Here is a 14,061-nt window from a genome sequence, read left to right on the forward strand (position 1 = left end):
TCACCGCCGTTGTGGTCGCCCACAACGGCGGTGACTATCTTCCCAGGACCTTGGCGGCATTGTCACAGCAAACCCGTCCGGTGGATGCGTCTATTGGCGTGGACACCGGCTCGCGGGACAATTCCCTGGCCTTGCTTGACCAGGCGTTCGGCGAGGCCAATGTCACCACCTTCCAGCAGGGACGGACCGGGATGGGGGAGGCGGTCAAGGCCGCCCTGGCGAACCTGGCGCCCCGGAACGCGGACTCCCGTAACGACGCCGAGTGGATCTGGCTGCTGCACGACGACGCCGCTCCCGCGCCGGAGGCGCTTGCCGAACTGCTCCATGCCGTGGAGCGTGCGCCGTCGGTGACGGTGGCGGGGTGCAAACAGCTGGACTGGGACGCCAGGCGCCGGCTGATCGACGTCGGGCTTTCCACCAGCCGCTGGGCTGAACGGCTCACCCTCATTGAGGCGGACGAACTCGACCAGGGGCAGTACGACGGCCGCAGCGATACCTTCGCGGTCAACTCCGCCGGCATGCTGGTGCGGCGGGACGTCTGGGAGGAACTGGGCGGATTTGACTCCGCCCTTCCGGGCACCGGTGACGATGTGGACTTCTGCTGGCGCAACCGCCTGGCCGGGCACCGCGTAGTAGTGGTGCCCACGGCCCGGATGTTCCACGTTTCGCACCGGCCGCATGCGCTGGGAAGTGCAAGTGCCGCCCGGAAAGCCCAGGTCTACCTGCGCCTCAAGCACACAGTGTGGTGGAAGGTGCCGCTGCATGCGGCAGGGGCGCTGCTGGGGAGCTTGTTCAAGCTCGTCCTCAGCATTGCCGTTAAGGATCCCGGTCACGGATTTTCCCAACTCATGGCGACGTTCGTTGCACTGGGGCGGCCGGGGGCCGTGATCCGCGGACGCCGCGACGCGGCCAGAACGCGACGGATCCGCCGCTCGGTGATCAAGGGACTGCAGACGCCGCGCCGCGAGGTCTGGGCCCACCGGCGTTCCCTTATTGAAGCCCTGGGCTCCGACGACCCGGGCGGGGATTCGGCCCGGACGGATCCGCTGGCCGAACAGCCCAGCGGTGATTCCACTGATGACTTTGCCGCCCTGACCACTTCGGAACGCGGCTGGGTGGGCAACGGCGCCCTTCTGGCGGTAATTCTCACAGCGGCGGCTTCGCTGATTGGGCTCTCCGGACTATTCCGCGCCGAAGCCGTCTCCGGCGGCGCCCTGATCCCGGTCTCGTCGAAGATATCGGACATCTGGCACCACGCCACCAGCTGGTGGATCGGACTCGGTGCCGGACTGCCCGGCCACGGCGACCCGTTCGCCCTTCTGCTGTGGATCCTTGGCCTCGCCGGCGGTGGCGATGCGAACAGCGCCCTGGCGTGGCTGCTGCTCCTTGCCATGCCGCTCTCCGCTCTCGCTGCGTGGTTTGCGGCAGGAGCCCTGACCACGCGGCGCCGGTTCCGCCTCGTGGCAGCCGTCGTGTGGGGCGGGGCGCCCGCCCTGCAGGTTGCACTGAACCAGGGGCGCCTTGGTGCCCTGGTTGCGCACATCATGGTGCCTTTGCTGGTGGTGGCACTGCTGCGTGCCACCGGCACCGCCCGCGGCCGGGGACGCTTCGCGGTTCCCGAACCGGGGGACCGGCGCTTCCTGGAAAAGCCTCCGGCCAAGCCGGGCGTCAACGGCACGCCTTCCTGGACTGCCGCAGCTGCTGCCGGCCTGGCGCTGGCTGTCGTGGCAGCGTCCGCTCCGTCCTTACTGCTTCCGTCCGCCGTCGTGGTTGTCCTGGCCGGGATCCTGCTGCGCAGGCGCGGCCGCACCGTATGGTGGGCGCTGCTGCCGAGCGCCGCGCTCTTCATTCCGTTCGGTATTTCCGTTCTTGAGCGCCCCCGGGCGCTGCTCGCGGACCCCGGCGTGCCGCTCGGTTTTGACGGCGCGCCGTTGTGGCAGCAGGTTCTGGGACAGCCGCTGTATTTCGATGCCGACGGCGGTTTGGCCGGCCTTCCGCTCTTCGACGGGTCTGCCGTGCCGTGGGCGCTGCTCCTTGCACTGCTGATCGGGTTCCCTGTCCTCGCACTTGCAACGGCGGCACTGTTCGTCCCGGGAATGCGCACCCGCGTGGCCCGCGCTTTGTGGGTTGCCGCCCTGATCATCCTTGCGGGCGGCTGGCTCGCCAGCCACGTGGCCAGCGGTGCCGGCGCTGACACCCTCGTCACCCCCTTCACCGGACCGGTTGTGTCCGCGTCCGGCTTCCTGCTGCTGGGCGCCGCCCTGATCGGTGCCGACGGCCTGCTCTGCTTCTCTGAGAAGGCGGCCGAAGCCCCACCCGTCCGCCGGATCGTCCTCCAGGCCCTGTCCGTCCTTGCGATGGTGCTGCTCCTTGCCGGGCCCGTGGCCGGATTGACCACCTGGGCAGCCGGAAATCTGCTGCAGTCCGCATCCGGGGCAGCACCGGCGGCGGGCACGACCCCTCCGGGCACCGCACCCCTGGGAACCCCGCGGCAGATCGCTCCCACGGCCGCGCGGACCCTGCCGGCCACGGCCATCGACCGCGGCCAGGGGCCCGAGCAGACCCGTACCCTGGTCATCGACACAGCGGATGACGGAAGCTTCGACGCCTCGATCGTGAGGGGTGCCGGGACTACCCTCGACGGACTGTCCACCATTGCGGCCGCCCGCAACATCATGGGCGAACCCGGCAAGGAAACGGTCAGGGATGACGACGCCGTCACGGCGGCACTGCGCAGCGTCGTTGCCACAGTGGTCGCGGGCCAGGGCGTGGACCCGAGGCCTGAGCTGGAACGCCTTGGCGCAGGATTCGTTGTCCTGAGGGCCTCGGATACTGCAGCGCAGCTGACGGCGAGCCGCATGGATGCCGTGCCCGGACTGGTGGCGGTGGGGCAGACAAACGTCGGCTGGCTCTGGCGGATCAGCCCGCTCAACCAGCCTGTCATCGACGCCGCCGACGTTGCGCACCGGGTGCGCATCGTGGACGGCGCCGGCGCTGCCATCGGGCTCTTGCCATCGGACCTGGAAAATGTTGATGCCGCTGTCCCGGAAGGGCCGGAAGGCAGGCTCGTGGTTCTCGCCGAACGTTCCGATCCAGGATGGACTGCGTGGATGGACGGCCGGCGGCTGACGTCCACAACGTCCGGCTGGTCCCAGGCGTTCACCCTCCCCGCCCAGGGCGGCCAGCTCACCATCCGGTACGACAACCCGTGGGCAGTGTGGTCCGCTGTCGTGCAGGCAACGGTGATCGGACTCACCGTCCTACTCGCAATCCCCATGCCCGCCCGCCGGCCGAACACCGGCCTCTCCCGGGATGAAGGCTCCCTGCGTAAGGAACATCAGCATGCATAAGGACGCGAACGACGACGTGCCGCAGGCACCTGGAGACGTAAACTCCGCGGCGGATGCGACCGATGCGACCGATGCGACCGATGCGGCGGACGGCTCCGGCGCAGCGGGCGGGACGGCGAACGGAACTCCCGCTGCCTGCAGCCTGAAAAGCCTCAACGGGCGCGGACTATCCGTCCGCGGAACGGTCGCCGGGATGGCCTCAGCCGTGATCATCGTGGCCGCCGCCGGCAGCTTGGTCGCGGCAGCGTCAATGGCCCCCCAAAGCGCAGGCAGCCGCCCGCTTGAAGCGCCGCTGGCTGCAGTCCCTGCGGGCAGCAACGTGGGGATCTGCCCCGGCCCGGCCCGCTTGCTGGAGGGCACCGCCATCGGCACCGACCCTCAATTCAGCCCGGAATCGGCCACGGCCAAGAGCCTGGTCAATGCTGCCGTGCTGAGCACCAATTCCGGTGCCCTGCCCGGCAGCAGGCTCGCGGAGCTCAACGGAAATCCCCTGACCGAAATTGCCAAGGATCCCGGCACCCCCACCACGTCGGCTGCCCCTCCCGCGCTGCTCGCAGGCGTCGTTTCGCAGCGCACGGTGGATTCCGTCAGCGTCCTGAGCGCGGACGCAGTGGGTAACCAGCAGGCCACCGCGGGCGCGGTCATGAGCTATACCGCCACGGACGGCGACCTCCAGGGCTCGGCGGCTGCAGGCTGCCAGCAGCCGGCAAACGACCTGTGGCTGGTGGGGGCGAACACGTCGCTGGGACGGACAGCGGTCCTCAACCTCAGCAATGCTTCCAGCACCCCGGCCACCGTCAGCCTGGAGCTGTACGGCGCGCAGGGCCAGATCCAGGCGCCCGGCAGCAGGGGACTCCTGGTTGCGCCGGGAACCACCCGGTCCATCGTGCTGGCCGGGCTTGCTCCGGACCAGGAAAAGCTCAGCATCCATGCGCGCAGTGCGGGCGGTCCGGTCACCGCAGTCATCCAGCAGAGTGTCCTTCGGGGGCTCACCCCCGGCGGTGTGGACTTCATCGTGCCCGGCGCGGCACCCGCAACCCGTCAGGTGATGTCCGGCCTGGACATCCAGGATCCCGCATCAGCGAAGGCTCTCACCGCCAAACAGGGGTTTGCGGATGCCTCAGCGGCCCTCCAGATCGCTGTTCCCGGCCCGGCCGATGCCGTGGTGGAAATCAAGCTGTATGGACGTGACGGCCAAAAGGCACTGCCAGGCGGCGGAGTCGTGACAGCCAAAGGCGGGTCCGTAACCGAGGTTTCGCTGGCCGGAGTACCGGCCGGCCAGTACACGGTCGCAGCCAGTTCCGATGTGTCCTTCGCCGCTGCTGCGCGGCTTGCCCGCGGCCTTAAATCGGACAGTGCCACGGACTTCGCGTGGTCGGCAGCGTCAGCCAGGCTCGGCAGCCAGCACGTGGTCACCGTACCGCGCGGTGGGGAACGGTATCTGGTCTTCGGTGCACCCGAGGACCGGGCCAAGATCACCTACACGCCCATTACGGCCGACGGCAAGGTACGCGCGGCCGCCACCGCGGACATTGCGGGCGGAACGACGACGGTTATCAAGGTGCCGGGGGAAGTGGACGATGCTGAGGTGCTCGGGTACGTAGTGTCAGCCTCCGGCGACGCCGCCTACGGCACGGTGCTCCTGGAACAGAACGGTCGCGCGGACATCGCCACGGTGGCGGTTGCCCCGGGGGCCGCCGGACAGGAGCAGGTCGCCGTGAAACTGGGCTACTAGCACCGGCTAGTAGCGGCGCCGGTACACGGGGTCCAGTGTCTCGGGTGCAACCCCGAGCATTTCGGCGGTCCGCTCCACCACGACGTCATGCACCAGGTCCTGGAGTTCTTCGCGGCTGGAGCAGGCGTTCTCGATGACACGGCGGTAGAGGGTGATCACGGGACCTTCGCCGGCGGTGGCGGGCTCGTACAGGCCCATGGGCGCAGGGGACCGGTCCGCAACCAGTTGCTCCAGGCCCTGCGGGATCTCGTCGACAGCAAACCTGACACCGTCCAAGGGCTTTCCCCAGATGTCATGGAGGCGCTGGGCGGAGTCCATGACCATCTCGTCGAAGCGGTCGGAACGGGTGCGGTAACCGGGCAGCGTGGGCAGCATCAATTCACCGCGCAGGCCGCGGCCATGGCGGTTCCTGCGGCGCTGCCTGAAGCTCTTCCCGCGGACCGCCACTGACGGCGCGGCGTTGTCCGCCGGCTGGCCGGCTCCCGGGTCAGCCAACCGGACCGTAAAACCCGGAACGTGGTGCGATTGCTGCATATATTGACTCTAAACCCGCCGCCTGAAATACGCGACATAACGGGCAACGCCACACGGGGCATCCGTGCGTTCCCCGACACCGCCGAACACAGCGGGCCGGAATGCACGGCGCCGCGGCGAACGGGGAGTAGTCTGTGATGTCGTGGGTGCTATTCGTCAATGTTCAAGATCAGCCTGCCGCAATTCGGCGGTGGCAACTTTGACGTACGTCTACGCGGACTCCACGGCTGTCCTGGGCCCGCTGGCTACGTACGCGGAGCCCCATTGTTACGATTTGTGCGAACAGCACGCGGGGTCGCTGACGGTGCCGCGGGGCTGGGAAGTGCTGCGCCTGGCCATGCCCGCCACGCCGCCCCAGCCGGGGCCCGATGATCTTTTGGCCCTCGCCAACGCCGTCCGCGAGGCGGCGTTGCGGCCGTCGTCTGCGGATTCCCCGCCGGGCCAGCGTTCGGCGCATGCCGCGCTTGAAGCCCCGCCGCCTGCGGAAGGCGCCCGGAGGGGACACCTGCGCGTCCTCCGCGAGCCGTCCTAAGCCGCGGTCCCGCCACGAAGCTTGTACGCTGGAAGCTGCAAATCCATCGGCCACCGGCGCCTGCTGCGGCGCCTATCAGGGAGCATCCACCATGCCAAAGATCAGTCCTGACCTGTTGTCTGTCCTGCGTTGCCCCGTTACCGGCTCGACGCTGGTTCAGGAGGGCGAGGAACTCGTCTCCACCGCCGCCGGGCAGTCCGGGGAAAAGCTGCGCTACGCCATTGAGGACGGCATCCCGCTGCTGTTGCCGCCGGAGCTGGTCTCTGCCGCGAACGCTGCGCCTTCGGACCAGCACGACGGCGGCCCGGGCGCAGTGGCCGGCACCGCAGCGTCGGGCGCCTCCAGCGCCGAATAACTGCCCGGCCGGCCCATCGCCCGTCCGCTTGGCGCCGAACTTCCCATAGATCGCCGAACGGGCCTCCACTTCCGCCGTTCCAGAATTTTCCGGATACAACACAAGGACTCACATGACTTTCGATTACAAGGTTGCTGATATCTCCCTGGCTGAGGCCGGCCGCCACCAGATCCGCCTCGCGGAGCACGAGATGCCCGGGCTGATGTCCCTGCGCGAAGAGTTCGGCGCCAGCCAGCCCCTCAAGGGTGCCCGGATTGCCGGTTCACTCCACATGACCGTCCAGACCGCCGTGCTGATCGAAACCCTCACAGCCCTGGGCGCCGAGGTCCGCTGGGCTTCCTGCAACATCTTCTCCACCCAGGACGAGGCCGCGGCCGCCGTCGTGGTGGGCCAGGGCACGGTTGAGGACCCGCAGGGCGTCCCCGTTTTCGCCTGGAAGGGCGAAACCCTGGAGGAATACTGGTGGACGGCCGAGCAGATCCTTACCTGGCCCGGGGCGGACAGCAACCCGGACCTTGGCCCGAACATGATCCTCGACGACGGCGGCGACGCCACCATGCTGGTGCACAAGGGCGCTGAGTTCGAGGCCCTCGGTTCCGTCCCGGCGGCGGCAGAGGACGAGTCCGATGAGGGGCGGGTCTTCCTTGACGTCCTGCGTGCGTCGCTGGCTGCGGATGCACAGAAGTGGACCCGCATCGGCTCCCGCCTGCTGGGCGTGACGGAGGAAACCACCACCGGCGTGCACCGTCTCTACCGGCTGGCGGAGCAGGGCAAGCTGCTCTTCCCGGCCATCAACGTCAACGATTCGGTGACCAAGAGCAAGTTCGACAACAAGTACGGCATCCGCCACTCGCTGCCGGACGGCATCAACCGCGCCACAGACGTCCTGATGGGCGGCAAGATCGCCGTCGTCTGCGGCTATGGCGACGTCGGCAAGGGCGCTGCGGAGGCCTTCCGCGGGCAGGGCTCCCGCGTGATTGTCACCGAGATCGATCCGATCTGTGCCCTGCAGGCAGCCATGGACGGCTACCAGGTGGCCAAGCTGGAGAGCGTCCTCAGCGAAGGACACATCTTCATCACCACCACCGGGAACAAGGACGTCATCATGGCCGAGCACATGGCCGGCATGCGTGACAAGGCCATCGTCGGCAACATCGGCCACTTCGACAACGAGATCGACATGGCCGGCCTGGCGCGGATTCCGGGCATCAAGAAGGTTGAAATCAAGCCGCAGGTGCACGAGTGGGTCTTCGACGCCGGCACCGCGGACGAGCGGTCCATCATCGTCCTCTCCGAAGGCCGCCTGCTGAACCTGGGCAACGCCACCGGCCACCCGTCGTTCGTGATGAGCAACTCGTTCGCGAACCAGACCATCGCGCAGATTGAACTCTTCACCAAGCGGGACCAGCCCGAGGGTGAGCGGGAATACGAAAACCAGGTTTACGTGCTCCCGAAGATCCTCGACGAGAAGGTCGCCCGGCTGCACCTGGATGCCCTGGGCGTCGAGCTGACGGAACTGTCCAAGGAACAGGCCGAGTACCTGGAACTGGACGTTGCAGGCCCGTACAAGCCGGATCACTACCGTTACTAGGACTGAGGCTGCCATCCCGGCAGAAAGCTGAACCCGATGGGCCCCGGAGCGAGATCCGGGGCCCATCTTATTGGCCCTTGTGTTGCCGGTTTCCCCGTGAACTCCAAGGTGGGTGGCCTAGGCTGGGACCATGATGACTGCAATGGTCCCAAGGCCATGACGGCGCGGGAACACCGGACCACCACCAGGAAGGTGCTCCTGCTGGGAGCACTCTGCCTGCTGGCCGCAGGCGGGGGAGTTTTCGCCGCCGTCGCCCCGGGTTCCGGCCGCGCCGCCTTTGAATCCGAGGCCGGTTCTGCTGAACGTTCGACGCCGGGACTGGCGGCACCGGTGGTGGCGCCGGTGCAGCTTGCGGCCTCCCCGGCCGACGGTGCACAGCAGGTGAATCCGGCAGCGCCGGTGTCGCTCCGCGTCACCAACGGAAGCATTGACCGCGTGGCCCTGACGGACAGCGACGGGAAAGCGGTCGAGGGTAGCCTCAGCCCGGACGGAGCCGGCTGGTCAGCCGTCGGCCCCCTGCAGTTCAACAGCAGCTACACCTACAACTTCGTGGTGACTGACGCTGCAGGCCGCAAGACCAATGACACACGCACGTTCACCACTGTGACGACGGCCAACGAAGCGGACGCCGCCGTCTACCCTCTGGACGGCATGAAGGTTGGCGTAGCGCAGCCGCTGCAGATCACGTTCAGCGAACCCGTGCTGAACAAGGATGCAGTGGAGAAGGCCATCAAGATCTCCTCGACATCCGGCCAGGCGGGCGCATTCCACTGGTTCAGCGACAGCATGGTGCGGTACCGGGCCGAGAACTTCTGGGCCGCCAACAGCACGGTGACCATGGACATGCAGTTGTTCGGCGTCGATCTCGGCAACGGGCAGATCGGAAACTTCAACAAGTTGGTCACGGTCCACATCGGCGACAAGAAAGTCGCCGTCGCCGACGCCACGGCGCACACCTTTTCGGTGAGCGTTAATGACAAACCGGCGGGCTCATGGCCTGCCACCATGGGTGATACCCGGTTCCCGTCGGCCCGGGGCTTCCTTGTGTTCATGGAGAAGTACCGCGTGGAGCACATGTCTGCCTCCAGCATCGGGCTGAAGCCGGACGACCCGGCCTACTACGGCGAGCTTGACGTTAACTACGCCACGCGCCTCACGCCCAGCGGAGAGTTCATCCACCAGGCCACGGACTCCGCGATGCCCTACATCGGTGTGGCCAACCTGTCGCACGGTTGCATCGGGCTCGGCCCGGACGGCGCCAAATGGGTCTTCGACAACATGACCACCGGGGACGTCGTCCAGGTGGTCAACACCGAGGGCGAGAACGCCAACTTCGACGACGGGTTCGGCGACTGGAACATCCCCTGGCCCCAGTACGCCAATTGACCCACCCGCCGTGCGGTAAAATCGTCTGGTCAGTGCTGGGAGCTGAAGGGCGCTCCACTGAATGAGACCGAGACGGTATTGGGGCTGATCAATGGCCTGTCGGGGGACATGGAGAAGGTCATGACTGTAGTCCACAAGCGGAAAACCATGAAAATTCTGGGCGTCGTGGCCATCTGCGCCGCGGTTGCTGCCGGCGGCATCGGCGTTGCCACTGCCCCCAGCTGGGCGGAGCCCGCGTTCCAGTCGGAGTCTTCCAGCCCGGTCCGCAACGAACCGGGGCTCGCTGCTCCTGTCGTCAAGGCAGTCGAGCTCGGCGTAACCCCCACGGACGGCGCCGCGGGAGTCAATCCCGCCGTCGCGCCGTCGGTCAAAGCCGTCAACGGCACCGTAAAGGACGTTGTCCTGGCAACTGCCGACGGCGGCGAACCCGTCAAGGGCACACTCAGCGCCGACGGGTCCACCTGGACCGCAATGGACCCCCTTGAGTTCGACGCGGCCTACGACTACGCCTTTACAATCGTGGACCAGGCGGGCCGCGAAACGAAGAAGACGCAGACCTTCACCACGGTGGCCGCAGCCAACGAGGCCGATGCCGCCGTCTACCCGCAGAACGGTTCCACCGTGGGATCGGGCCAGCCGATTGAAATCGTCTTCTCCGAGCCGGTCCTGAACAAGGTGGCTATGGAGAAAGCCGTGACCGTCACCTCGTCCTCGGGCCAGGCAGTCGCCTGGCGGTGGTACTCGGACCAGCGCGTGCGAATCCGTCCCGAGGCGTTCTGGGCATCCGGAAGCCAGGTCACCGTTGACCTTAAGCTGTTCGGCGTGGACTTCGGGAACAAGATGGTGGGCAACGTCGACACCAAGGTCAGCTTCAAGGTTGGCCCGCAGCGCGTGGCCGTCGTGGATGATGTCACCAAGACGATGAACGTCTACTTTGACGGCCAACTGGTCAGGACCGCCCCCGTGACACTCGGCGATGCCGAGTGGCTCTCGCCCACCGGGTACGCCGTGATCATGGAGCAGGAACGCCACTCCAAGTTCAACGCCGGAAGCATTGGCCTCAAGCCCGGCGACAAGGGCTACTACCCGCCGCTGACCGTGGAATACGCCAACCGGCTCACCTCGTCCGGCGTCTATGTCCACCAGGCACTCGAATCCGCGTGGAGTTATGTCGGAAAGGCAAACGTCTCGCACGGTTGCGTCGGACTGCTGCCGGCGGACGCGGCCTGGTTCTTCAACAACATGAAGACCGGCGACGTCGTCCAGACCCTCAACACGGGCGCCCCTCCCGTGGAACCGCTGGAGGGCTATGGCGACTGGAACATTCCTTGGGCGCAGTACGCCAAGCGCTGAGAAGCGCGGGTTACGGCGTGTCCCGGCTGTAGGGCAGCCGGTTCAGCCGTTCCCCTACACCCGTGCTTCGTGCCCGTGCCCGGCTCAGCCGGGCCAGTTCCCGCTCGCGGCGTTCCACCAGCACTGCGGCCAGGTATTCTTCCGGTCCCGTGCCGGCCGGAGGCGGGGGAGCGACACAGGCCGAGACCTCAGTGGCGAGCGACGCCGCCATGGAAGCGCGCGACGCCGGCGACATCCGGCCTGCCTGCCGGATGAACTGCGACGAGCGGCGGGCTACGGCGTCCGGTATCCGGCCGATGTCAGCCAGCGCCGCCCAGGCCCGCAGGTGCGGCGGTACAAACGGGACGAACGGTGGTTCCGCCGGGACCCGGCGCCGCAGGGAGTATGTTCCTGCCACGATGTCGCCGAGCCGCTTGGACTTGTCATTGAACAACGCCACGGCGATGGCCAGGCCGCCGAACGTCAGGTAGATCTCCAGGAAGCCGATCAGGCCGCGGATCACAGCGTGACGGAAGCGGATGGCGCCGCCGTCGTCCCGTACGATCCGAAGCCCTGCCGCCAGCTTCCCCAGAGAGAGGCCGCGGGTGAGGGTTTCCACCGCCACCGGGAGGATCACTAAGCAGAAGACCACACTGACCAGAACCAGGGCGCGGGCCGCCGCGTCGTCCAGGTCGTCGTAGGCCGACGAAATCACTGTGATCAGCACAATGAGGAGGACCACATTGGCAGCGACGTCCAGAATCAGGCCCAGTGCCCTTGCGGCGAACGACGCCGGGCGGAGCTCCAGTACCACTGCTTCACCTGTGATGATTGAGCTCAAACCGGGTCCCCGTCCCCTACACGCCGCCTACGGACGCTCACAGTCTAATCCGGGAGCGCTAGGGTAGTGGCGTGGACATGGATGCGTTCTCCGCGGTCAACGGGGACAAGTGGGCGCGGCTGCACGTGCTGGCGTACAAGCGGCGGCTTAGCGGAAGCGAAGCGGATGAACTGCTGCGCCTCTACCAGACCACGTCGGCGCACCTTTCCCTGATTCGCTCCGTGGCACCCGAAAGCGGGTTGTCTGCCTCCCTGTCGGCCACACTGGCCCAGGCCCGAACACGCTTCACCGGGGCCCGCTCCAACTTCATGGACGACCTGGCCCGGTTCTTCGTCATAGCGCTGCCGGCCGCGTTCTACCGGCTCCGCTGGCTCACCGTCTGGTGCGGTGTGGCGTTTTGCCTGGTCGCGGGCGCGTACGCACTCTGGATCTCAACGTCCCCCGATGCGCTCCGGGCCCTTGGCTCGGATGCGGCCATCAAGCAGTATGTCGAACAGGATTTCATCGACTACTACTCGGAGAATCCCGCCGCGTCCTTCGCCGGCGCCGTCTGGACCAACAATGCCTGGATCTCGGCACAGGCGGTGGCCCTGGGCATCACCGGCTTCTGGGTTCCCATGATCCTCTTTGGCAACGCCCAGGGGCTGGGGGTCGCCGCGGGCGTCTTTGCCGCCGTCGGCCAGTCAGATGTTTTCTTCAGCTACATCCTTCCCCACGGGCTGATGGAACTCACCGCAGTGTTCATCGCCTGCGCGGGGGGCCTGAAGATCTTCTGGGCGCTGGTTTCACCGGGGCCCCGGACCAGGGGCCAGGCGGTGGCGGCTGAGGGACGCTCCCTGATTACCGTTGCCGTGGGCCTCGTCCTGGTGCTGTTCGTCTCCGGCCTGGTGGAAGGTTTCGTAACACCCAGCAGTCTTCCGGTGTGGGCCAAGATCAGCATCGGCGCGGCTGTCCTGGCTGCCTACTGGATCTATGTCCTGGTATGGGGCAGGCGTGCGTACCGGTCGGGTGCCACCGGCGACCTGGAAGGCGCCGATGCCGGATACACGGCATTGGCTGCCTGAATACGTTCCGGAACGGGGTGGCACCTGCCGCCACGGAGTGCCTGACGGTAGGCTCATCTGGAGATAAGTAGCGTTGCCTGGCGGTTCCCGGCGACGCGGACGCCTACGGAAGTGAAACTGCAGTGACTGAGAAGACGCCCACCCCGCCGAACCGGCAGGATCCGCACCTGGATCCGGCCGATGACACCGATGAACCCGCTTTTGACTGGATGAAGCCCGCCGGTGCCGGGGCAGGCACTGCCGCTGCGGCAAAGGGAACAACCCCGGCCGAAAAGACCTCCCCTGACGCGGGCAAGGACCAGCCGGCAGCGTCCGCCGGCACCGCTGCGCCGCAGGCAGGGAGCCGCGCCGACCGCAAGGCCGCTGAGGCCGCTGTCGAGCCTGCCCCCGAACCGCAGGGGAGGGGGACGCATTTCCGGGAACCGCTGCCCACCTCCGCCCTCCAGGTGCGGCCGCCCCGGGACGAAGTGGAGCGCCGGAACGCCGAGCGTGAGCTTGCGGCCAACACCAAGCCGGTCCTGCCCCGCGTGATGCAGGTCCTGCTGGCTGTCTTCTATCCTCTGATCCTCCTGGTCCTCGCCGTCCGGGCCGTCACCAGCCCGTTGTTCCTCTGGGTGGAGTACAACCGTCCGGGCTTCCCCGGCGACGGCTACGGTTTCAGCACGGATGACCGCATGACCTACGGCTCCTACGCGGTGGATTACCTCAGCAACTGGTCCGGTCCACGGTATCTCGGCGAACTCGTCAACCGTAGCGGCGATGCGCTGTTCCAGGAGGGCGAGGTCAGCCACATGGCGGACGTCAAACTGGTGATCCTCTCGGCGTTCGCCGGCGGTGCGCTGCTGATTCTGCTGAGCATCGTCGCTATTGTCTACCTTCGCCGCCGAAGCACCGGCGGAGTGCGCCGCGGGCTTTTTGCCGGCGCCATCGTCACGCTCGTGGTCATTCTTGGGCTGGGCACGTTGGCTGCGCTCAGCTGGCAGCAGTTCTTCACCGAGTTCCACCGGATCTTCTTCGCCAACGGGACCTGGACATTTGCCCTGGATGACACCCTCATCCGGCTGTTCCCGGGCCAGTTCTGGGTTGACGCCGGAATCGTCATCGGTGCCTTGGTGCTGATCGCTTCCGTCGTCACCCTGATCCTCACCTGGCCCACCCGGAAGCGCCGCGGAATTGCCAAGGACGTCGTTGCCAAGGATGCGGACGCCGCCGAAACGCCGTCCAAGGACAGCGACGCCGGCGCCTCGGATCGTCCTGACGCCGCGCCGGGACGCGCGCGGGGAAACTCCGCCGCCCTGTAAGGGAGGACCCTGGACCATACAGTGAAGGCGACCGGCACTT

General features: G+C 67.1%; 11 protein-coding genes. 9 read left to right on the top strand and 2 right to left on the bottom strand.

Annotation, left to right across the window (positions count from 1 at the left end; genetic code table 11):
- The first annotated feature begins 11 nt into the window (after positions 1-11).
- Complete coding sequence (locus ACSQ12_RS06215; RefSeq protein ID WP_436064740.1) at positions 12-3,350, top strand: glycosyltransferase; 3,339 nt, start codon at positions 12-14, stop codon at positions 3,348-3,350.
- The gene (locus ACSQ12_RS06220; protein ID WP_436064741.1) at positions 3,343-5,085 is read left to right on the top strand and encodes a DUF5719 family protein; all 1,743 of its coding nucleotides are present in this window, start codon (positions 3,343-3,345) and stop codon (positions 5,083-5,085) included. The genes ACSQ12_RS06215 and ACSQ12_RS06220 overlap by 8 nt, the downstream gene beginning before the upstream one ends.
- A gap of 6 nt (positions 5,086-5,091) precedes the next feature.
- On the opposite strand, the gene ACSQ12_RS06225 is transcribed toward ACSQ12_RS06220, so the two are convergent.
- Entirely contained in the window at positions 5,092-5,619 is a 528-nt protein-coding gene (locus ACSQ12_RS06225) for a metallopeptidase family protein (protein WP_209746550.1), read from the bottom strand.
- Positions 5,620-5,761: 142 nt separating this feature from the next.
- Between ACSQ12_RS06225 and ACSQ12_RS06230 the strand changes: the two genes are divergently transcribed.
- The 5 genes from ACSQ12_RS06230 (at position 5,762) to ACSQ12_RS06250 (ending at position 10,836) form a co-directional block, all read left to right on the top strand.
- Positions 5,762-6,151 (top strand): DUF3499 domain-containing protein, encoded by a 390-nt coding sequence (locus ACSQ12_RS06230; RefSeq protein WP_436064742.1) that lies wholly within the window; start codon positions 5,762-5,764, stop codon positions 6,149-6,151.
- A gap of 91 nt (positions 6,152-6,242) precedes the next feature.
- Positions 6,243-6,506, top strand: a complete 264-nt coding sequence (locus ACSQ12_RS06235; RefSeq protein WP_436064743.1) for a Trm112 family protein — start codon at positions 6,243-6,245, stop codon at positions 6,504-6,506.
- 112 nt (positions 6,507-6,618) lie between these two features.
- The gene (gene ahcY, locus ACSQ12_RS06240) at positions 6,619-8,097 is read left to right on the top strand and encodes an adenosylhomocysteinase (RefSeq protein WP_209746544.1); all 1,479 of its coding nucleotides are present in this window, start codon (positions 6,619-6,621) and stop codon (positions 8,095-8,097) included.
- A 156-nt stretch (positions 8,098-8,253) separates the two neighbouring features.
- Positions 8,254-9,483, top strand: a complete 1,230-nt coding sequence (locus ACSQ12_RS06245; RefSeq protein ID WP_436064744.1) for an Ig-like domain-containing protein — start codon at positions 8,254-8,256, stop codon at positions 9,481-9,483.
- Positions 9,484-9,603: 120 nt separating this feature from the next.
- Complete coding sequence (locus ACSQ12_RS06250) at positions 9,604-10,836, top strand: Ig-like domain-containing protein (protein WP_436064745.1); 1,233 nt, start codon at positions 9,604-9,606, stop codon at positions 10,834-10,836.
- 10 nt (positions 10,837-10,846) lie between these two features.
- Here ACSQ12_RS06250 and ACSQ12_RS06255 read toward each other — a convergent pair whose 3' ends face one another.
- A complete protein-coding gene (locus ACSQ12_RS06255) occupies positions 10,847-11,656 on the bottom strand; it encodes an RDD family protein (RefSeq protein ID WP_209746540.1) in 810 nt (269 codons plus the stop codon).
- Positions 11,657-11,727: 71 nt separating this feature from the next.
- Here ACSQ12_RS06255 and ACSQ12_RS06260 point away from each other — a divergent pair, with 71 nt between their 5' ends.
- Together ACSQ12_RS06260 and ACSQ12_RS06265 are read left to right on the top strand one after the other, a co-directional pair.
- Positions 11,728-12,720, top strand: coding sequence for a stage II sporulation protein M (locus ACSQ12_RS06260; RefSeq protein ID WP_436064746.1), 993 nt, complete (start codon positions 11,728-11,730; stop codon positions 12,718-12,720).
- A gap of 122 nt (positions 12,721-12,842) precedes the next feature.
- Positions 12,843-14,021: a TIGR01906 family membrane protein gene (locus ACSQ12_RS06265; protein ID WP_436064747.1), complete on the top strand. Its 1,179-nt coding sequence runs from the start codon at positions 12,843-12,845 to the stop codon at positions 14,019-14,021.
- Positions 14,022-14,061 lie beyond the last annotated feature (40 nt).

Origin of the sequence: Arthrobacter sp. LjRoot14 (assembly GCF_964253905.1) — a bacterium.
In the GTDB taxonomy this organism is placed as follows: Bacteria; Actinomycetota; Actinomycetes; order Actinomycetales; family Micrococcaceae; genus Arthrobacter.